The sequence below is a fragment of the Moraxella bovoculi genome, assembly GCF_000988745.2.
GTDB lineage: Bacteria > Pseudomonadota > Gammaproteobacteria > Pseudomonadales > Moraxellaceae > Moraxella > Moraxella bovoculi.
This window is the reverse complement of the sequence record NZ_CP011381.2, coordinates 869,900-890,031: the sequence shown is the minus strand read 5'-3', so window position 1 is coordinate 890,031 and position 20,132 is coordinate 869,900. Positions and strand designations below refer to the sequence as shown.

General features: G+C 44.5%; 17 protein-coding genes, 1 tRNA gene and 1 pseudogene. 7 read left to right on the top strand and 12 right to left on the bottom strand.

The window, feature by feature from the left end:
• Positions 1–208: 208 nt before the first annotated feature.
• From AAX10_RS03970 to AAX10_RS03955, 4 genes are all read right to left on the bottom strand, one after another.
• Entirely contained in the window at positions 209–1,465 is a 1,257-nt protein-coding gene (locus AAX10_RS03970) for an FAD-dependent monooxygenase (RefSeq protein ID WP_046699897.1), read from the bottom strand.
• A gap of 132 nt (positions 1,466–1,597) precedes the next feature.
• Positions 1,598–3,007, bottom strand: a complete 1,410-nt coding sequence (glnA, locus tag AAX10_RS03965) for a type I glutamate--ammonia ligase (RefSeq protein WP_046699896.1) — start codon at positions 3,005–3,007, stop codon at positions 1,598–1,600.
• A gap of 163 nt (positions 3,008–3,170) precedes the next feature.
• Positions 3,171–3,476, bottom strand: coding sequence for a hypothetical protein (locus tag AAX10_RS03960; protein WP_046699895.1), 306 nt, complete (start codon positions 3,474–3,476; stop codon positions 3,171–3,173).
• 9 nt (positions 3,477–3,485) lie between these two features.
• Positions 3,486–3,968 (bottom strand): hypothetical protein, encoded by a 483-nt coding sequence (locus AAX10_RS03955; protein WP_046700601.1) that lies wholly within the window; start codon positions 3,966–3,968, stop codon positions 3,486–3,488.
• A 280-nt stretch (positions 3,969–4,248) separates the two neighbouring features.
• On the opposite strand from AAX10_RS03955, the gene rpoD reads away from it, so the two are divergent.
• From rpoD to AAX10_RS03930, 5 genes are all read left to right on the top strand, one after another.
• Positions 4,249–6,105, top strand: coding sequence for an RNA polymerase sigma factor RpoD (gene rpoD, locus AAX10_RS03950; protein ID WP_036362235.1), 1,857 nt, complete (start codon positions 4,249–4,251; stop codon positions 6,103–6,105).
• Between the two features lie 131 nt (positions 6,106–6,236).
• On the top strand, positions 6,237–6,566 hold the full coding sequence (locus AAX10_RS03945; RefSeq protein WP_046699894.1) for a YbeD family protein: 330 nt from the start codon (positions 6,237–6,239) through the stop codon (positions 6,564–6,566).
• 89 nt (positions 6,567–6,655) lie between these two features.
• The gene (locus tag AAX10_RS03940; protein WP_149038852.1) at positions 6,656–7,939 is read left to right on the top strand and encodes an exonuclease SbcCD subunit D C-terminal domain-containing protein; all 1,284 of its coding nucleotides are present in this window, start codon (positions 6,656–6,658) and stop codon (positions 7,937–7,939) included.
• Position 7,940: 1 nt separating this feature from the next.
• On the top strand, positions 7,941–11,732 hold the full coding sequence (locus AAX10_RS03935; protein ID WP_046699893.1) for an AAA family ATPase: 3,792 nt from the start codon (positions 7,941–7,943) through the stop codon (positions 11,730–11,732).
• Positions 11,733–11,827: 95 nt separating this feature from the next.
• Positions 11,828–11,914 (top strand) — tRNA-Leu (locus AAX10_RS03930).
• 237 nt (positions 11,915–12,151) lie between these two features.
• Here the strand turns inward: AAX10_RS03930 and AAX10_RS03925 are convergent.
• The 7 genes from AAX10_RS03925 to prmB all read right to left on the bottom strand — a co-directional run bounded on the left by AAX10_RS03925 (position 12,152) and on the right by prmB (position 16,657).
• On the bottom strand, positions 12,152–12,583 hold the full coding sequence (locus AAX10_RS03925; protein ID WP_226997816.1) for a hypothetical protein: 432 nt from the start codon (positions 12,581–12,583) through the stop codon (positions 12,152–12,154).
• 180 nt (positions 12,584–12,763) lie between these two features.
• Entirely contained in the window at positions 12,764–12,955 is a 192-nt protein-coding gene (locus AAX10_RS03920; RefSeq protein ID WP_080947027.1) for a hypothetical protein, read from the bottom strand.
• Positions 12,956–12,979: 24 nt separating this feature from the next.
• Positions 12,980–13,129, bottom strand: a complete 150-nt coding sequence (locus AAX10_RS10075; protein WP_158580308.1) for a hypothetical protein — start codon at positions 13,127–13,129, stop codon at positions 12,980–12,982.
• Positions 13,130–13,151: 22 nt separating this feature from the next.
• Entirely contained in the window at positions 13,152–13,619 is a 468-nt protein-coding gene (ybaK, locus tag AAX10_RS03915) for a Cys-tRNA(Pro) deacylase (RefSeq protein ID WP_046699891.1), read from the bottom strand.
• Between the two features lie 4 nt (positions 13,620–13,623).
• A complete protein-coding gene (aroC, locus tag AAX10_RS03910; protein ID WP_046699890.1) occupies positions 13,624–14,712 on the bottom strand; it encodes a chorismate synthase in 1,089 nt (362 codons plus the stop codon).
• Positions 14,713–14,743: 31 nt separating this feature from the next.
• On the bottom strand, positions 14,744–15,610 hold the full coding sequence (locus AAX10_RS03905) for a hypothetical protein (RefSeq protein ID WP_046698069.1): 867 nt from the start codon (positions 15,608–15,610) through the stop codon (positions 14,744–14,746).
• Between the two features lie 18 nt (positions 15,611–15,628).
• A complete protein-coding gene (gene prmB, locus AAX10_RS03900) occupies positions 15,629–16,657 on the bottom strand; it encodes a 50S ribosomal protein L3 N(5)-glutamine methyltransferase (protein WP_226997832.1) in 1,029 nt (342 codons plus the stop codon).
• 262 nt (positions 16,658–16,919) lie between these two features.
• Between prmB and AAX10_RS03895 the strand changes: the two genes are divergently transcribed.
• Positions 16,920–18,065 carry a cupin domain-containing protein gene (locus AAX10_RS03895; protein ID WP_046699889.1) on the top strand — a complete coding sequence of 382 codons (1,146 nt, stop codon included), beginning with the start codon at positions 16,920–16,922 and terminating at the stop codon, positions 18,063–18,065.
• A gap of 346 nt (positions 18,066–18,411) precedes the next feature.
• Positions 18,412–19,050: pseudogene (gene aqpZ, locus AAX10_RS03890) on the top strand (aquaporin Z); the annotation flags it as partial.
• A gap of 120 nt (positions 19,051–19,170) precedes the next feature.
• Here the strand turns inward: aqpZ and AAX10_RS03885 are convergent.
• Complete coding sequence (locus AAX10_RS03885) at positions 19,171–20,124, bottom strand: AEC family transporter (protein WP_046700597.1); 954 nt, start codon at positions 20,122–20,124, stop codon at positions 19,171–19,173.
• Positions 20,125–20,132 lie beyond the last annotated feature (8 nt).

Here is a 20,132-nt window from a genome sequence, read left to right as displayed (position 1 = left end):
CATCATAAAATTACCATAGGAAAGTAACGACATGCCTTTTATATCCATCAAACATGATAACAAAACTTGGTTGCAACGACATGATGAATGGGGTTAATTTTTGTTATAAATTTGTAGAGTTTGATTGCGTTTCATCATCTCATTCTCACCAAATGCCACGCTTGTTTAAAGATCCGATCAACCATGCCCATTCAAGCTTTTTTACTCTCTAAAATCCACTTGCTTTTTTATTGAAAAACTCCATCAAGGGGCGAATTTTGCCCACCATGTTCACCATTTCCGACCGAATGAATCTCATCGGCTCTTTTTGAAAGACATCGCCCACAAACGCATGATTAATCAATGAAAAACTGTGCATCATCAGCGCGTTTTTCGCACGCCTTGCTCGTTCATAGCGGCGTAACAACCGAGCATTTTGATGATTGTCTGACAAATCGCAACACTCCATCAAATCAAGCAAGGCTTGCACATCTGCCAGTCCCAAATTCAACCCCTGCCCTGCCAGTGGATGCACGCCATGCGCCGCATCACCGATGAGTAAGGTGTGGAGCGCCGTGTATGTCTTAGCAACTTGCGCGGACAGCGGAAAACTTGCAATCGACTCAATATCAAGAATCTCCCCAAGCTCAAATCCGCTCGCTATGCTCAGTTTATCTGCAAGCTGACTGGGTGATAACATCAGACATTCTTCAGCTGTTTGGGTTGCAAGCGTCCATACCACCGATTGCCAATGACCATCATCCCCCTCTTCAAGATCTGCCAATGGCAATAATGCCAATGTTCCTGTTGGCAGCATGGCTTGACGCGCGGTATTATCATGCGGATGGGCAGTCTTAATGGCGCAGCAAATCGCTGTCTGACGGTAATCCAAGCGATCCACCTCAATCCCAGCCAGCCTACGCACTGTAGAACCCCTACCATCCGCACCGACCATCAGGCGTGCGCTGATTATGCTGCTGGCGCCATCTGCATCACACACTCGGACGCTGACGCCATCATGGCGCGCATCGATACCGAGCCGATCATCGATATGAGTTGCATTTAATATCGTTAAAAATGGCGCAACATCTGCATGAGAGGCACGTCTGTCTAGCGCATCATCGATCACATTAGGCTCGACCATGCTACCCATTAAGCTTGGCGTTAATGATGATTTGGCAAAATTAAGCTCGCCACGCCCGTCACCTTGCCACACGTGCATCTGTATATAGTCAGCACGCCGCACAAAATCATCTGCGCCAATATCCTTAAATAGCTCAAGACTTAATAAATTTAGCGCATACACACGAGCATCTCTTTTGGCGAGCATCGACTGTCTATCCACAGCACCAAGCTTAGGCTTAATGTCAATCAATACCACCTGTTGATGAAGCTTGGCAAGGCCAATGGCAAGGCACATGCCCACGGCACCACCACCGACAATTAAAACATCGGTATCTATTTTAGATGAATTTAGTGCGCTCATGCGTGTGCTCGCTTATAAAAAATACCTATCATTGTACCCAAAATTACCCTTATTTGACAATAAATCAATTATCCATTCATGGATAACAAAAAAGCACAAAGACAACTTTGTGCTTTTTGGATGATTAAGTCATTACACACGATAGTACATGTCAAACTCAAGTGGGTGTACTGCTTCGTTAATTTTTTGAACTTCTTTCATCTTAAGCGCGATATAGCTTTCGATCATATCTTTGCTAAATACGTCGCCTTTTAGTAGAAAGTCATGATCATCACGCAGAGCATTAAGCGCCACTTCAAGGTTCTCAGCCACTGTAGGGATTAGAGCCTCCTCTTCTGGCGGTAGATCGTATAAGTTCTTATCCGCTGCCTCGCCTGGATCGATCTTATTCTCAATACCATCAAGACCTGCCATTAGTAGCGCCGCAAAGCACAAATAAGGGTTCGCTGATGGATCAGGGAATCGCGCTTCAATACGAACCGCCTTAGGGCTGGTCACGTGCGGAATACGAATCGATGCCGATCGGTTAGATGCAGAATAAGCCAGCTTGATTGGCGCTTCGAAGTGCGGCACTAGACGCTTGTAGCTGTTGGTGCTTGGATTGGTGATGGCGTTTAGCGCTCGTGCGTGCTTGATGATGCCACCAATGAAATACAGTGCCGTCTTTGATAGGCCAGCATACTCATCACCTGAGAATGTATTCACGCCATCCTTAGAGATAGACATGTTTACGTGCATGCCTGAACCATTATCACCAACGAGCGGCTTTGGCATAAAGGTGGCAGTTTTGCCAAACTGGTTAGCTACGTTTTGAACGATGTATTTAAATTGCTGAACTTCGTCTGCTTTTTTTAACAATGTATTGAAGGAGATACCAATTTCAAGCTGACTGCTCGCCACTTCATGGTGATGCACTTCGATACGACCTGTACCCATTACCTCTTCGATGCGATCACACATGACAGAACGCATGTCATGATAATGATCCACTGGCGCAACCACCGCATAAGCACCCTTCGCGGCAGGGCGCTGACCATTATTGCCCCACGCATAGTCCTTGTTGGTGCTCCATGCCGCCGCTTCTGAAATCACGGTATTGCGCGCGCCAGACATGTCGATGTCCCACTTGACCTCGTCAAATACGAAAAACTCAGGCTCAGGACCGATCAGGGCAGTATCACCAATACCTGTTGATTTTAGGTAAGTCTCAGCGCGGCGAGCGATAGAACGAGGGTCCTTGGCGTAGCCTTGTAGTGTGTCTGGCTCGATGACATCACACGTCACCACCACGGTCGGTGCCTCAAAGAATGGATCAACATACGCAGTATCAGGGTCTGGCAGCAAGATCATGTCGGATGCTTCCACGCCCTTCCAACCTGCCACGCTCGACGCGTCGAACATTTTACCATCTTCTAGCGTGTCTTCATCAACGCTGTACGCAGGAAAAGTTAGGTGCATCTCCTTACCACGTGTGTCGGTATAACGGAAATCCACCCATTTTGCGCCTGATGATTCAATCAAATCAAATAGCTTATTAGACATAACTCACTCCAAAAAATCAAAAATATAAGCCAAACCAAACATTACGATATTAAAACCCTTCTTGTCATCTGTCAATCACTTTCGACAATATGACGGATTTTATAAAAACTTATCAAAAAAACCGATTTATTAATAACTTGTATTAATAAATCGGTCAAACGCACTAATTAGGCATCTTCATCTTCGTAGTATCAGGGTTCAATCCAAAATAAAATACCACCGTCGCCACTAGGCTATTCACAATAATAAACGCCCAGTCAAATCCATCATGATGCAGCACATATCGACCAATCAGCGCACTCACTGCCAGCATAATCACAAAGCAGGCCGCGACACATTTTATGATCATTGGGTGCATGATGGGCAGCTGCGCTTCATTGGTGCGATGTTTTTTTAGTAGCTTTTGGTTTATCATAAAGCCAACCAGATACATGATCGCACCCAATATCAAATAACCAAATAATCCCATAACAGCCCCTTAGTTGCACGCCACTTTATAGACAGTGTTAGAGCCCTGTACGATATACATGACATAGCTACTGTCAAGTCGTGGATTGATGTTTATGGCGGTGTCTTTGACTTTAGCAAGAACCATCATACCGTCCAACCTACCAATCATCGCATCCACATCATTCTTATTCAGATCCAGCGTATTTACTTTAAAGTAATCCCAGCCCTTATCTACATCAATAACCGCCAAAGGTGCAGGCTTATCCCAAACGTTAGGCGAGCCTTCAAGCTCTCTCATTTGCATGTTAAAGCCACCTTCGACCTGATTAATCTTAATCTGTGCAGGCTCTTCGTGGCTTACCGTATAGCAGCCAATAAGATCGCTTGATGATGTGGCGACAGGTTTAGCATCTGATGAGGCATCATGATTAACTTTAGGCTCGCATGCCGTCAAGGCAATAAGTAGCCCGGCAGCACAAGAATATTTTAACGACAAAAAAGAAGCTTTCATGCTAATCATCAACACCACAAACCGATGTATTGGGTTCTAAATTTAAAGTGGTTATTTTACCTTATTTTTATGTGATTTTGCCAGTAATAAATAGATCATGCGATGTTTTTTATTCATGGATATTGACACACGTTTTTTAATAAAACTTATTAAAAAACAAAATTGTATGAATTCACCTTTTAAAATACCGCAAGCATCCCCACATAACAGTCAACTATGTTATAATAAGCGCCATTTTCATTAGATTCATCAGTTTACAGCATAAAAAAAGCGAGCACTCATGAGCGAACAACACTCAAATTCTCAATTAGCAACGTTGATTCAGTTAGGCAAGGAACAAGGCTATCTGACATATGCTGAGGTCAATGACCAACTTCCAGAATCGGTCACCGAAAGCGATCAAATTGAGGACATCGTACAGATGCTGACCGACGTCGGCATTCCCATCTATGAAGTTGCTCCTGATGATGATGACATCTTACTTACCGATACCAGTAGCGAAGATGAGATGGCAGCTGATGAAGCGGCAGCGGTTCTCGCCAGCGTAGAAACCGAACCTGGTCGCACCACCGACCCTGTGCGTATGTACATGCGCGAGATGGGTACCGTTGATCTATTAACTCGCGAAGGTGAAATCAGCATCGCTAAGCGCATCGAGGAAGGCACGCGCGAAGTTCAGTACATCATGGCCTACTGGCCTGGCACCGTAAAGTTCGTGCTGGATGAATACGCACAAATCGAAACCGGCGAGAAAAAAATCTCCGACATCGTCTCAGGCTTCTTAAATCTAGAAGATGACGAGTTTGAACTCAAAGAAGACAACGACATCGAGCCAGAAGACATTAAGGAAGAGGACGACATTGATGATTTGGAAGAAGACGAAGAAGATCTAGATGGTGCAAGTGGCGGTGATGATGACAGCAATCTAGATCCAGAAGAAGTACGCGCACGTTTTGAAGAGATTGAACAGCTATTCAACCAATCTCAAAAAGCTCTAGAAAAGTACGGACGCGGCAGCCCAGAAGCAAAAGCCGCCTACGATGAATTGGCGTCTCACTTTATGCTTATTAAGCTAAATAACCGCCTATCTGAGCAAGTCATCACACTCATGCGCGAGGTTTATGAAGACGTGCGCAACAGCGAACGTAAGATTATGCGCTTGGTCGTGCGCCGCGGTAAGATGCCTCTTGAGGAATTCAAAAAAACCTTCCCAAGTAACGAAACCAACCTAGAGTGGCTACCATTACGCATCAGCGGTAAGCCTGCTTTTGCCGAGACGCTACAAAGAGTCCTACCCGAGGTCGTCGCCCTCCAAGAGAGAATCTTAGCTCATGAGAACGACCTGCAAATGGACGTAAAAAACATGAAAGCTGTGGCGCGTCAAATGGCAATCGGGGAAACCAAAGCTCGTCGCGCCAAAAAAGACATGGTTGAAGCCAACTTACGTCTGGTTATCTCCATCGCCAAAAAATACACCAACCGCGGCCTACAATTCCTTGACCTTATCCAAGAGGGCAACATCGGGCTCATGAAAGCGGTTGATAAGTTTGAATATCGCCGTGGTTATAAGTTCTCAACCTATGCCACTTGGTGGATTCGTCAGGCGATCACACGCTCTATCGCCGACCAAGCACGCACCATTCGTATTCCTGTGCACATGATCGAGACGATTAATAAAATCAACCGTGTCAGTCGTCAGCTGCTCCAAGAGATGGGGCGTGAGCCCACCCCCGAAGAGCTTGGCGAACGTCTAGACATGGACGAAGCCAAAGTGCGCAAAGTCCTAAAAATCGCCAAAGAGCCCATCTCCATGGAGACGCCAATCGGCGATGATGAAGATAGCCATTTGGGCGATTTCATCGAAGACAGCACCATCTCAAGCCCTGTAGATAGCGCCACTGCCGAAGGTTTGCGTGAAGCCACCCGAGAAGTGCTGGACAACCTAACCGAACGTGAAGCCAAAGTATTAAAAATGCGCTTCGGCATTGACATGGCGTCTGATCACACCCTAGAAGAAGTCGGCAAGCAGTTCGATGTCACCCGTGAGCGTATCCGTCAGATCGAAGCTAAGGCACTACGTAAACTGCGCCACCCTTCACGCTCTGAACACCTACGCTCATTCCTTGAGGATGATTGATTTCATTTCATCACAAAAATAACCACCTTCGTGTGGTTATTTTTATTGATATCAGCCAAGCATCGACACACCTTGAAATTTGGGCAGCTTGCCCCATTTTATCTTCAATCATTATCTAAAAGGCAGTCATCATGACCAAATTTACCAATCTAAATCGTGCACCCACCGCACCTAATGCTAAGCGCACCGAGATCCAAAATCCAGAACTGTGGAACTTCCCAATGGATTACCCTATCAGTATCATCGGACATGAAGGCAAGCATGACACATTGCGCAACGAAGTGACGCTGATTCTGTCAGAGATTTTCCCTGATTTTGATGCCGCAAGCATCATGGTCAAGCCATCCAAAACAGGTAAATTCCACGCCCTGCGCGCAAGACTCTATCTCACTTGTGCGGATGAAGTGAATCGCCTATATACCGCATTAGACAAGGCCAAAACGGTCAAAACAGTGGTATAAATCTCCTTGATTGATGTTATAATAAATCAAGCCAAGGCCGCAATTAGGCGGTCTTTTTTATAGCTTACCGTATTTAATGATTTTTTTACATGACGACATCAAACACCATCCCAAAAAAATCCACCCTGCGCATTTTGCACACCTCTGATTGGCATCTTGGCAAACGACTCTACCAAGAGCAGCGCTATGGCGAATTTGCGCAATTTTTGGATTGGCTCATTGATGTACTTAATGAGCATGAGGTGGATGTTTTGATCGTGGCGGGTGACGTTTTTGACACGATGACACCAAGTAATAAAGCCCAAGAGCTTTATTATAAATTCCTAGGTAGCACTGCCAAAAGCGCTTGCCGTCATGTGATTATCACTGCTGGTAATCACGACAGCCCAACTTTCTTAGATGCACCTAAGACAATCTTGCGCGCGCTGAATGTTCAAGTCATCGGCATCGCAAGCGATGATATTAGCGATGAGCTTCTGATATTACACAAAGGCGACACCCCTGAAGCCATTATCCTTGCTGTGCCTTATTTGCGCGACAAAGACGTTCGCGCTAGCAAAAGCTTTGATGACATCACCACCAAAGAGTGTGACACCATCCAAGGCATTACCAATCATTATCAGACGCTAAGTGAACAAGCCAAACAAACGCAAGCCGACATTCTCAATAAATTCAACAAAAAAATCCCCATCATCGCCACAGGGCATCTCTTCGCCGCAGGCGCCAGCGTCTCATCCAAGGACGACGGGATGCGCGATCTGTATGTTGGTACATTAGGTCAAATATCCGCCAACACCTTTGATAAGTGTATCGACTATGTGGCGCTGGGGCATATTCACGCGCCACAAAAGGTTGCCGGCTACGATCACATACGTTACTGTGGCTCGCCGATTGCGATGGGTTTTGGCGAGGCGGGTAAAGCCAAGCAAGTGCTGTTGGTTGATTTCGATGATGCCAATACCAAGCCTAGTATCACGGCATTACCCGTTCCAGTGTTTCAAAAGCTTGCACGCATCAATGGCGACTGGGATCAAATCACCAAAGAACTGAGCAAACTTATCGAATATGGTCAGAGCATCTGGGTTGAGATTATTTATACAGGCAACGAGATTCGTCCGACACTCGTACAGGACATTCGTAGCCTGCTTGAATACAGCCTCGTCATCGCATTAAATATCCAAAACAAAACTCTGTATCAGCAAAGCCTTAGCTTACATCATCAAACAATCGATCTAAAACAGCTGACCGAGATGCAAGTTTTTGAAACCTTGCTCAATCAAAACGACATAGAGGATGCTGAACAGCAGGTCTTAAAACAAGCCTACCAAACTCTACTTACCGACCTACACCACACCGATCACCGCGCCGAATGACATGAAAATTTTAAGCCTAAAATTTAACAACCTTAACTCCCTTAAAGGCAATTGGCACATTGATTTCACCGATGATGCGTTCGTACGCGATGGTATTTTTGCCATCATCGGTCAGACGGGCGCGGGCAAGACAACGATTTTGGATGCCATCTGCCTTGCCATCTACGGCGAGACACCACGCATCAATCAAATTAGCACCACCCAAAACGAACTCATGAGCCTAGGCGCAGGTGAATGCGGCGCACAAGTTGAACTACAAATCAGTGGTAAGATGTATCGATTTACGTGGCAGCAGCGCCGCGCTGGTGGCAAGGCAGACGGTAAATTACAAGCCGTCAAACGTGAAATCAGCCAAATTAAGCACGTGGGCGATGATGGCAAGATCTTAGAGAGCAAAATCAAACTATGCGAAAAAAAAGCTGTCGAAATCATGCACATGAACTTTGAGCAATTTACCCGCTCTGTCATGCTTGCTCAGGGAAATTTTGCGGCATTTTTGAAGGCGGATGCTGGTGAAAAAGGCGCAATTCTAGAACAAATCACCGGCACTCAAATCTACGGCAGAATCGGTACTAAAGCCTTTGAAATTCAAAAACAAAAACGCCAAGAACTCACCGCACTACAAGACAAGCTTGACGACAGTGAGATCATGGCTGACGATGAGTTTAACGCCTTAAAAGCAAGCATCGAGGCGGATAAAGCTGCACTTCATAAAAAGCAAGACACCCTAAAAGACACCGAAACTCACATAAAAAAACTAGAACAAAAACAAACAATCGAACAAAAAATTCAAAAACTCACTCAATCGCTTGTCGAACATGAGCAGGCTCGAGAACATTTTAAGCCAAAATTTGCAGCATTAGAGCTTGCCAATAATGCCTTTGCCATCCACGACGAATATACCAAACTCTCCCATCTGCGTGAGCAAGCAAACCAAGTCAGAGATGATATTCTAAAGCTTGAAAGTGATCTTAATCACGCTCAGCAAAGCATCACCGAAAGCTCGATAGAACAAGGCAATGCAGCCAAAAATTTAAAAGACGTCGAGAGCGAAGAGGCTGCCGCACAGCCTATTTTTAAGCAAGTTCGAGAGCTTGATGGTCAATTATCGCATCTAAATGAACAAAAGGATCGGCTTAATCAAACCATCAGCCAAAACAATCAAAACATTCAAGCATTAAACAACAACATCCAATCATTACTCAATGATCAAACCAAAACAAACGAAATCTTAAAAGAGCTACAAGACACACTTCGTTATGATGTTGCCGATCTTGGGCAGGATCTGGGTCGCCTGAACGCAGAACACACACAGCTTAATAGTCAAATCCAAGAAATTCAAATACTTAATCAAGACCTTAACCATCATCAAGCTACCCTTGAGAACCTACAAAACACCATCGCCCAAAAGCGTATTGATTACCAAGACGCTAAGACTCGATTAACCAACAGTCAGAAAAACCTTGAGCTAATACAGGCTGATTTTATCACCTTGACGGGAATACAAAGCCCCATCACTGCCGAATCCATCATGCGGTACGGTATGTCCATCAACCAGAAAATTCAGCGGCAATCACAGATCAAATCCACACTAACCACCCTAAAAGACCCTTATGATCAATATCAGCTCAACCAAGAGCAGGTCGCTAAGCTACAAACTCAAATCGGCAAGCTCATCAAGCAGATTGGCGAAATACAAAACACAGCCCAGCAGCTTGGCAATGAACTGGATAAAGAAAACAAAACCCTTATTGCGCTTGAGGATGCGCACGCCCTACGCCTAGAAGTCAGCATTCTCAAAAAGCACCTTAGCAATCTACAAGATGGCAAACCCTGTCCACTGTGCGGCGCCATTGATCACCCTTATGCTGATAAGCACCCGCACTTGCATGAAGAAAAGAGCTTGGATGCAGAGACGATTAAACACGCCAAAGACAAAATCAGCACCCTAAATAGCTCAATGCAAAGTAACAACCAACAACTTGCCGTCAGTAATAATAATTTAGATAATCTAAATAAAAACCTTGACGACATCATCAAGCAGCAACCCACTTTAAGACAAAAGATGCAAGAAGCGCTTGATGAGCTGTCAAGCATTAAGAATGATTTTAGTTTTGATATTAATCAATTGGATGACAATCTATTAAATAACCTAATCCTACAGAATCAGCAAACACTAGCACAGCTAAATAGTACGCATGCCAAGTACCAAGCACAAGAACCCGAATTGACCCAAGCGATTAATAATGTAGATAAATACACACAGTACTTTAGCAATATCAAAGTCGAAGGTGAGACTTTAAAGGGCAACATTGCCAACACCCAAGACATCATCAATCAACAGACCAAACATCTTAATCACGCCTTGAATAACTTTAAGCAAAGCCATTTCAACATCGCGCATACTTTAGATAAGTATGACTTAACAATACCCAAAGGTGACTTCAATACACAATTCACTGTTGAAATCTTATCAAGCGTATCAGATGATATTTTAGATAAAATTAATAAACTCAATCAAAAATATCAAACCCATCAAGACGCTAAAACCAGATATCAAGAATTTACTCGGATGCTTGATGTCATTAAAATCAGCCTTGATAATCAGCAGCAGCAACTTGATAAATTAAGCTTAGATAGCCATTCATATCAAGAAAAGTACACCTGTATCCAAGATAACATCAGCAGCCTGCAAGCACAAAGGCGGACGATATTTGGCGATAAAAGTATTGATGATGAGGCCCTACTACTAAGGCAAAAACTTCAGCACGCCAATGAGATGCTAAATAAAGCTGTCAATGCGCACAACCATCATCAAAACAATGCATTATTATTGACCGAACAGCTACAATCACTTAATAGCAAACTAAACAATCTATCTCAAGAAGCTAAACAAGCGGCCGATGAATTCACGTCCACCTTACACAAAAAGGGATTTGATGATGAGGCAGCGTTCTTACAGGCTTGCTTAAATCACAACGACAGAGCAAAGTTAAGCCAAGAAGCGGACGTCATCTTATACGCTATTAAGCGCAGCAAAGAAAGCCTAGAAGAAGAGCATGACAATTTAAACACGCTCGCCCAATCCATCACCAACAAAGAAACACTTGATGAACTCTACAGCAGACGAGATGAGCTGCAACAACAAGAACGCGAGTCCCTACAAAGCCTGGGTAAAAACCAACAAATCTTACAAAGTGCTGCTATTGCCCGCGAAAAACAAAACACCCTAACCAATAACATCAAACGCAAGCAGCAGGACATTCAAATCTGGATAAAGTTAAACGAGCTTATCGGCTCAGCAGATGGCAAAAAGTACCGCAACTTCGCCCAAGGGCTAACATTGGATCTGATGCTATATCACGCCAATCAAGTACTTAGCCGAATGAACGAACGCTATATTTTAAAACATGGCAATGCCGATGACAGAAACTCACTAGAAATCAGCATCATCGACACCCATCAAGGTAATGAAGAGCGCAGCACAAAGAACCTATCAGGTGGTGAAAGTTTCATCATCAGTCTTGCGCTCGCCTTAGGTCTCTCCATGATGAGCAGTGACAAGGTTACGATTGACTCATTATTCCTAGATGAAGGCTTTGGCACGCTCGATGAAGAGATACTGGATATCGCTCTATCCACCTTGTCCGCACTTCAAGAAGAAGGGAAAATGATTGGTATCATCTCACATGTCGCCACGCTAAAGGAGCGCATCAGCACTCAGATTCTCGTTCATAAAGGCGCTAATGGCACAAGTGGATTGAGTGGCGCCGGTGTCATTAGCGGTGGTTAAATAAAAGTCGGATTTTTTTAAAATATCATTAAAAACACTTGACCTTTTTAAAAAATCCTATATAATACGCTGCATGTTTAACGACAACCACTTATGCCAGTGTGGTGAAATTGGTAGACACGACGGATTCAAAATCCGTTGCCCTTAAAAGCGTGTCGGTTCGAGTCCGACCACTGGTACCAACATAAACCCTTGAATATTCAAGGGTTTTTTTATTGCTTATTCAAACATACATTAATACAACTGGCTATTTTGCAGAATATTAATCATACAACAATCACCCTAGCCGCTCCACTCCTTCACCCCAAATACGAGATTTCTTAAATAAGATTAGTGGATTTGCCGCCATTGAAGCTCACAAATTAAAAAACCTAGGGAATACCTAGGCTTTTTGATATATTTGACAATACTTTAACGACTTACTTTGGCGATGCGATATTCACCACAAGCACATAATCCATCACGGCAGGCTTATGTTCCAGCGCATTGTATTCCAAGCGCATGACATGCCTACCGTTCGCGATTACTTTATAACTGCCGTTGGCAAAATCGTGATAGTATGGCGTATTTAAAAAAGGCTTCATGCGCCCATCGGATACATAGACTGTCAGCGTATCACCCACAGCTGGATAAATAAAATAATCACAAGTATTACCCATAATACTATCTTGACGAGAGACAGCAGTGTGATCAACACGTTTTTGTACTAATTTAGGGCATTCGTCGCCCACGTTTGCCCGTCTCTGCTGCAACTTATCGTTTCTGGCGGGTGTGTAATTCTCTAAGATGACAGCCGATTGCTCTGCCTTAACCACCTCTGCGCTCTCACTACCACAGCCAGTAAGCAGCAAAAAAAATCCCAAGGCCCATCGCCCTTTTGAGAGATCAGCCATAGATTTGTATTTTGGGTGAAAAGCAATCATTTACCAGTATGCATACTTTTAGTCATTAAGAGTACAAATAAATCTAAAGAATACAAATTATAACATAAGATTTACAAAACTAAAACAAATAAGCCGCCGAACAGATCATTATTGACCTGACAAAAATTCATTCACACAAGCATTTAACGTCCTAGTTACTGCTTTGGCGGCAATCTGGGTGCGGGCAGCCGGATCGATTACCGCTTGACCAACTTCATTCAAGGTTACGCTTTGGGGTGCTTTTTCACTCACACAGCCACACACTTGATCTTCAATTTTGGTCTTTTGTGCGTCGCTCATGAGAATGCTGGCAGTTTTGTGAACTCAGTTGGCATTTAATTGATTTCGGTATTGATAATCGACAGCCTCCTTGAATAGACTGTTGTCAATATCGCCCAAAATGCCGCCATTGCCGCCAGTTGCACAGCCAGATAATAACAATGCAACCACGCCAAATACAGCTAATTTTTTCATAACATATTCTTAAAATACAAGACTAATTATCAATAATGTCAAAAAATTGAGCTGTCAAAAGATTCGCCAAATCATGAGGAGCGACACCAATATCTAGACCACGCTTGCCACCACTGGCATACATTTTATCAAGGGTTTGGGCGGACGAATGTATCACGGTTGTTAGGTGTTTTTTCTGCCCAATGGGACTAATCCCACCCACGATATAGCCCGTTAAGCGTTCAGCATCGGCAGGGTTTGCCATAACAAGCTTTTTTACACCGACAGCCGTTGCCATTTTCTTTAAATTAAGCAAATGACACACGGGCAGTATCGCCACAAAATACGCCTTACCGTCTGTAACAAGCAAGGTTTTAAACACCGTATCAGGCGATAAACCTAACTTTTTGGACGCCTCCAACCCAAAGTTAGTATTATCTGGGTCGTGGTGGTATTCGTGGATGCTATGGGCGATTTTTTGCTTCTGCAGAAGGCGAATGGCAGGGGTCATGACATTACTCAATCGGCTTTAATGGCTGTACCACATCGGCATTTTGCCCACGATGACGCAAATAATGGTCAAGTAGGACAATGGCAAGCATCGCCTCGGCAATCGGTGTGGCTCGCACGCCCACACAAGGGTCATGACGACCTTTGGTAATCACGCCTGTCGCCTCACCATCTAGGTTTATTGTCTTGCCTGCGGTGGTGATACTGGCGGTCGGTTTTAGGGCAATGGCGACACGAATGGTCTGCCCGCTACTAATCCCACCCAAAATCCCGCCTGCGTGATTGGCACAAAAGCCCTCAGGGGTCAGCTCGTCTCGGCTGTCATGCCCAAACTGCTCGGCAACGCCAAAGCCATCGCCAATCTCCACACCTTTGACGGCATTGATAGACATCATCGCATGGGCAATATCGGCATCTAGGCGGTCAAAAATCGGCTCGCCAAGCCCAACAGGGACATTCTCGGCAAAAATTTCTAATTTCGCCCCACAGCTTGTACCTTGTTCACGCAAAGACATAACCAAGGCTTCAAAGCGTGGTATAGCGTCAATATCTCCGCAAAAGAACGGGTTTTGGTTTACAATATCCCAATCGAGCTTCTCAGCCTTTTCGGTACCAATTTGGGTAACGTGTCCACGAATGACCACGCCCAAGCGTTCTTTTAAGTATTTTTTGGCAATCGCCCCTGCCGCCACACGCATGGCAGTCTCACGAGCAGACGAACGCCCACCGCCACGATAATCCCGAAAGCCGTACTTCATTGTGTATGTGTAGTCAGCATGATTGGGACGAAAAGTCGTGGCGAGATTGCCGTAGTCCTTTGATTTTTGGTCGGTGTTGCGAATGAGCAGTCCGATCGGTGTGCCTGTGGTACGCCCCTCAAACACCCCAGAGATAATCTCCACCACGTCATCTTCTTTACGCTGAGTGGCGAATTTGGACGTCCCCGGTTTACGACGGTCAAGCTCGGCTTGCAGATCCGCCTCGCACAGCGCCAAATTGGGCGGTACACCGTCCACAATCGCCATTAAGCCCACCCCATGCGACTCGCCACAGGTGGTTACGGTAAAAAGTTGTCCTATTGTGTTGCCTGACATGATTTATCTCACTTAAGATAATAAAAAATTGTTATTTCTTTGAATGTTCGGCAATTCTGCCAGCCACTTTTACAGCAATGCCAGCTCCCGGTACCAATTCACTAGCAATATCCGCACTCAAATCAATAAGCATATCACGAGTAACAAAATCGCCCAACTTATCCTTGTACCACTGTCCATTTTCTGTGATTTCACCAGTCAATCCGTTAACTTCAATAACACCTGATTTGTCACCCGCTGTCCAAACAAACTCAAAAGCAAATACTGGCACAAAAAACAGATGGATTTTTTCAAAAGTAATGACATCTTCTGAAATCTTATGAGCATTAATACTTTCACCATTCAATACAGAGCAAGCTTTTTGAATAGCCGCCTGCTGCGGAAAGAGTGGCTCAATGATGGTATCATTCTCAAAACTTTCCATTTCTGAAAAATGATATTTTTGCATCAAACCTTCAAAATGCTCACGTCTAACATCTCGATTAAGACCATCAAGATATTCATTAAAATTGATTTTTCTATAGCAATTTTCTTGAGCGGTTACATCAATTTTGGATTTATCCCTATTATGAGCCACTTCATAATCTACGCCATTAATATTAACCCATTGAACATAGGGGTTATTCATGGTGATGGGATAGGTGATTTGACTGGAATAATCTACCGACCTAACCGCTTCAACCAACCAAAAAGGTTCGTAACGACTTTCTTTTCTTGCTAAATTAACCGTATCTTCTTTCGGTCTTTTTAATGGATTTAATTTTGCCATCATGCCAAAAGCATTTAACTTCTTTTTTTCCGCTTGCTCTTCGGCAGCACGAAAAGAATACACTTCATCAAAAACAAATAGTTTAATAGCCTCTTCTTTGATGATAGTCTGCTGCTGTGTCGTTGTCATAACTTTAACTCCCTGTATTTAGATATTCTTAACTCTATCCACCTGTCTTTTAAACTCATCACGATATTCCAAAAGCTCCTCGCAGGTAATGGCAAAAATCCCACTTCCGCCTTTTTGGAAAGTGAGCCAGTCAAACTGAATCTCAGGATAAGATTGGCGTAACGCCCATTCGCTGTCGCCCACTTCGCACACTAACAGCCCGTCTTTTGTCAGATAGTCAGGGGCGTGGTACAAGATTTGATGTACCAAATCCAACCCATCCTGCCCTGCCGCTAAGGCATGTTCTGGCTCATGCAAGAACTCCGGCGGCAACTCCGCCATGACCGCAGCATCCACATAAGGCGGATTGGTTACAATCAGTTCGTACTGATTCTCGGCAGGGATTTTGGCAAATAGATCACTTTCAACCAGATTCACTTGATGAGATAATTCATGATGCTCGACGTTCGTCCATGCCACTTCTAGGGCATCTTTATCAATGTCCGCCCCGTCGACGTTGGCATCGGGGAATGCTACCGCCAAAGCAATGGCGATACAACCTGATCCCGTGCAAAGGTCTAAAATACGTTCAGGTGGTGTCAGCTGTAATTCCTGCAAACCGTGATTATAGTAATCAGCTTTATTGGCATCATCTACATCAAAATACGGATAGAATCTTTGATTAATTAGCTCAGCAATTGGCGAGCGCGGGATAAGGACACGCTCATCAACATAGAACGGCAAATTACAAAAATACGCCAAATTAATCAAATATGATAACGGCTTACGCTGCGTGATACGAGCAGATAGCAGCTCAAGTACCGCTTGTTTTTCGCTGTCTGTCAATCGACAATCAAGAATCTCAGGGTCCGCAGACCAATCTAGTGATAATGTGTGCAAGACTATCGCCGCTGCTTCAGCAAATTCATCGGTCGTACCCTGAGCCACCACCACGTCATAGGCACGCAATTTACTTACGCAAAAACGGATAAAATCACGAATCGTCCGCAGATTTCTACCCGCCTCGTCCAGCTCAGCATACAGCTCATCAAGTTGAGCCTGACTCATTTTACCCTCAGTCAAGTCCTCATCCTGAAACTCGTGTTCAAGGCCTTGATCAGAGTCTTGGTCAAAATCGCCCGCAAATTCATCGCTAAATTGGTGTGTGCCTAACATGGTATTCTCTTGATAAATAAAATCATCATTATAAAGAAAAATGGCTGATTTTAAAACCGATTTTAGGAAGGTTTGATGCATAAAAATAGTTTTTTTGACCAAAAGTTGTTAAAATAATCAAATTAACCATATTCAACATCCATAAGAGACACCCATGACTGACAAATTGCCCTTTTGCCTGCCTACTGACATCACGCCCGAGATTTTTTTGGCAGAATACTGGCAAAAAAAGCCCCTACTTATCAAAAACGGCTTGCCTGCCCTTGTGGGTATGTTTGAGCCTGTTGATGTGCTTGATTTGGCGACAGAAGACGGCGTATCAGCACGGCTTATTACCCAAAAAGAAGACAATCCAAACCAATGGACGCTTAAAAATTCGCCTTTGACTGAGCAAGACCTGCAAAACACGCCACGCCTGTGGACGGTATTGGTACAAAACCTAGAACAGTGGTCGCCCGAGCTTGGCGAGCTGTGGCAAGCCTTTGATTTTATTCCAAAATGGCAACAAGACGACATCATGGTATCGTTCGCTGGGGCAGGCGGCTCGGTCGGCGAGCATTATGATGAGTATGACGTGTTTTTGGCACAAGGCCATGGCTCTCGCCGTTGGATGCTGGGCAAAATGTGTGATAGCGACACGCCATTTGTCGAAGGTCAGCCCATTCGCCTGCTTGACGACATGGGGCAGATTATTTTTGATGAAATCCTAGAAGCAGGGGACGTGCTGTATGTACCGCCACGCCTTAGCCATTATGGGGTTGCTATGGACGACTGCTTGACGTTTAGCTTTGGGTTTCGCCGTCCTAACATGGTGCAAATCCTAGACGAAATAGCGGACGTTGCCACAGGCGAACACGCCCTATTCTCTCCGCTTATGCTACCCCAAGCCCTGCAAGACAATGCTTATGAACTCACGGACGACAGTATTTCTGCCATAAAGAACGAACTTATCAATCTGCTAAATTCTGATAAAGGCAACGCCATTTTAACCCAAGCATTGAGTGAATTGGTTAGCAAACGCCAGTATGACCTAGTCGCCTTTGATGACGAACTTGCCCCTGATGAGCTTGCCGAACGCTTGCAAAATGGCGAATGCTTGATGATAAATCCCGCCTGCCGTTTCGTCCTACAAAACGATGATTGGTACATCAATGGCGAATGCGTGTGTTTTAATGATAAAGAATGGGTTCTTATTAACCGCTTTACCGATAATGACGTGATTACGTTTAACGACTTAGACAATGAGTTATTGGCAAGTAGTACAAATTGGCTTAATGATAATTGGCTGATTTTGCTCTGATATCGTCTATCATTAATCAAGCCCAGTCTATGTATTGGGCTTTTATTTAGCCAATCACCTAATTATAAATACAAAACTTCACAAAGAAACTCTCATATCGTTATAAAAATTATCACTAAAACCACATAACTGTACACAAATCCCCTACTGTTACTAGATAAATAACTTTAGAATACGCGTGTTTATTGATTAGCATTAATGAATTTTTTTAAATTGATTAATTTTTGTTCAGTTCTTTTGCAAGCTAAGTCCTAAATTCCGCCTTGTCTTCTTATGGCAACATTAGAATGATAGATTTATTTTGTAAGCGTTCTATTTTCTTCTTATCCTAATATTGAGGCATGCAATGAGTCATGTTTCATTGTCTAAGAAGCTAGGTGCAGAATTTTTCGGCACGTTTTGGTTGGTTTTTGGTGGTTGTGGTAGTGCTGTTTTGGCAGCTTGTATCCCAGAGCTAGGTATTGGTTTTGCTGGTGTTTCTTTGGCATTCGGTCTGACAGTTTTGACCATGGCTTATGGTGTGGGTCATATTTCAGGCGGTCACTTTGACCCTGCAGTAACGCTAGGCTTGGTTGCAGGCGGTCGTTTCGGCGCAAAAGACGCATTTGGTGGTATCGCAGCGCAAGTAATCGGCGGTATCGCAGCGGCGGCTGTGCTGCATGTTATCACTTCAGGAGTGACAGGTTTTGACGCTGTGGCAAGCGGCTTTGCTTCGAATGGTTTTGGCGAACATTCACCAAATGGCTATTCAATGATGGCGATATTGGTGGCAGAAGTTGTATTAACCGCGTTCTTCCTAATCATCATCCATGGCGCAACTGACAAGCGCGCACCAGCAGGCTTTGCGGCTATCGCGATCGGTCTGACTCTAACGCCAATCCACTTAATCAGCATTCCGGTATCGAACACCTCGGCAAACCCTGCACGTAGTACGGCAGTGGCAATCTTCCAAGGTGGCTGGGCGATTGAACAGTTTTGGTTGTTCTAGGTAGCACTAATCATCGGTGGTGTGCTAGGTGGTGTAATTTACCGCGCGCTGCTTGAAACACCCGATTAATCCCTTCCAATAAAAATGAGCCTAAATCAGGCTCTTTTTTTGTGTATTTTATACCCACCCTAGCACCCGAAGCCATGCCATGCCCACCGCCATACCTACCATGCTAACCACCGTAGTAAACGTCAAAATATTCGCCGCCAACACGTCATTACCACCCATTGCCTTTGCCATCACATAGCTGGCAGCAGCGGCAGGACTTGCCACCATGACAAACAACACGCCAAACTGCACAGGCGGCAGCGCAAACACCACACCAGTCAGCACCGCAAGCAGCGGCGCAATAATAATCCGCCCAATGCTTGCTTGCATGGAGACGCCCGACAGCCCCAACATGGACTTAATGTCCAGCGTCGCGCCTGCACATATCAGGGCAAGCGGTAGAGCGATATTAGATAAAAACTCGCCCGTCTTCGTGATGGGCTGCGGTGGCAACGGTAGGTTGACCGCTTTATAAGCAAAGGCTGATACCAAAGCGATGATTAATGGATTGGTAAAAACTTTCTTAACAATATCAACACTTTGTGCAGATAAGTTCTTACCCTCTTGGGTGCGCGACAATGTAATGACCGACAGAATATTATATAAGATCGTCAAAATCCCCATATACACCGCCCCCACGCTCGTCCCCACCGCGCCATAAGCATTGTTCGCCACCGACAGTGAGATAATCGCCATGTTCGAGCGGAATACCCCTTGTACGAACACGCCTTTATCACGCACGTCCTTGATGAGCATTTTGGCGTACAGCTCTGCCCCAAAAAACAGTACAAAAGTCGTCACAAACCCCGCCATGATGAGCGGTAGTTGTTCAGCATAATTCACTTCGCTCTTTATCACACTAAAAAACAGTAAGCACGGCAAGCCAAAATTAAAAACAATCTGAGATGCGGTATCAATAAAATCCCCATCAATCTTGCCCGCCCTTTTCATATAAAAACCTAGCCCCATCAAGGCTAGGTTCGGAAAGGCAATCATGAGGGCGAAGTTAATGGCTTGTAAAATTTCTTGGA

Excerpts from the sequence above, each read along its gene's own strand:
- AAX10_RS03970 (WP_046699897.1), bottom strand. The coding sequence starts at position 1,465 with ATGAGCGCACTAAATTCATCTAAAATAGATACCGATGTTTTAATTGTC.
- glnA (WP_046699896.1), bottom strand. The coding sequence starts at position 3,007 with ATGTCTAATAAGCTATTTGATTTGATTGAATCATCAGGCGCAAAATGG.
- AAX10_RS03960 (WP_046699895.1), bottom strand. The coding sequence starts at position 3,476 with ATGGGATTATTTGGTTATTTGATATTGGGTGCGATCATGTATCTGGTT.
- AAX10_RS03955 (WP_046700601.1), bottom strand. The coding sequence starts at position 3,968 with ATGAAAGCTTCTTTTTTGTCGTTAAAATATTCTTGTGCTGCCGGGCTA.
- rpoD (WP_036362235.1), top strand. The coding sequence starts at position 4,249 with ATGAGCGAACAACACTCAAATTCTCAATTAGCAACGTTGATTCAGTTA.
- AAX10_RS03945 (WP_046699894.1), top strand. The coding sequence starts at position 6,237 with ATGACCAAATTTACCAATCTAAATCGTGCACCCACCGCACCTAATGCT.
- AAX10_RS03940 (WP_149038852.1), top strand. The coding sequence starts at position 6,656 with ATGACGACATCAAACACCATCCCAAAAAAATCCACCCTGCGCATTTTG.
- AAX10_RS03935 (WP_046699893.1), top strand. The coding sequence starts at position 7,941 with ATGAAAATTTTAAGCCTAAAATTTAACAACCTTAACTCCCTTAAAGGC.
- AAX10_RS03920 (WP_080947027.1), bottom strand. The coding sequence starts at position 12,955 with ATGAGCGACGCACAAAAGACCAAAATTGAAGATCAAGTGTGTGGCTGT.
- AAX10_RS10075 (WP_158580308.1), bottom strand. The coding sequence starts at position 13,129 with ATGAAAAAATTAGCTGTATTTGGCGTGGTTGCATTGTTATTATCTGGC.
- ybaK (WP_046699891.1), bottom strand. The coding sequence starts at position 13,619 with ATGACCCCTGCCATTCGCCTTCTGCAGAAGCAAAAAATCGCCCATAGC.
- aroC (WP_046699890.1), bottom strand. The coding sequence starts at position 14,712 with ATGTCAGGCAACACAATAGGACAACTTTTTACCGTAACCACCTGTGGC.
- AAX10_RS03905 (WP_046698069.1), bottom strand. The coding sequence starts at position 15,610 with ATGACAACGACACAGCAGCAGACTATCATCAAAGAAGAGGCTATTAAA.
- prmB (WP_226997832.1), bottom strand. The coding sequence starts at position 16,657 with ATGAGTCAGGCTCAACTTGATGAGCTGTATGCTGAGCTGGACGAGGCG.
- AAX10_RS03895 (WP_046699889.1), top strand. The coding sequence starts at position 16,920 with ATGACTGACAAATTGCCCTTTTGCCTGCCTACTGACATCACGCCCGAG.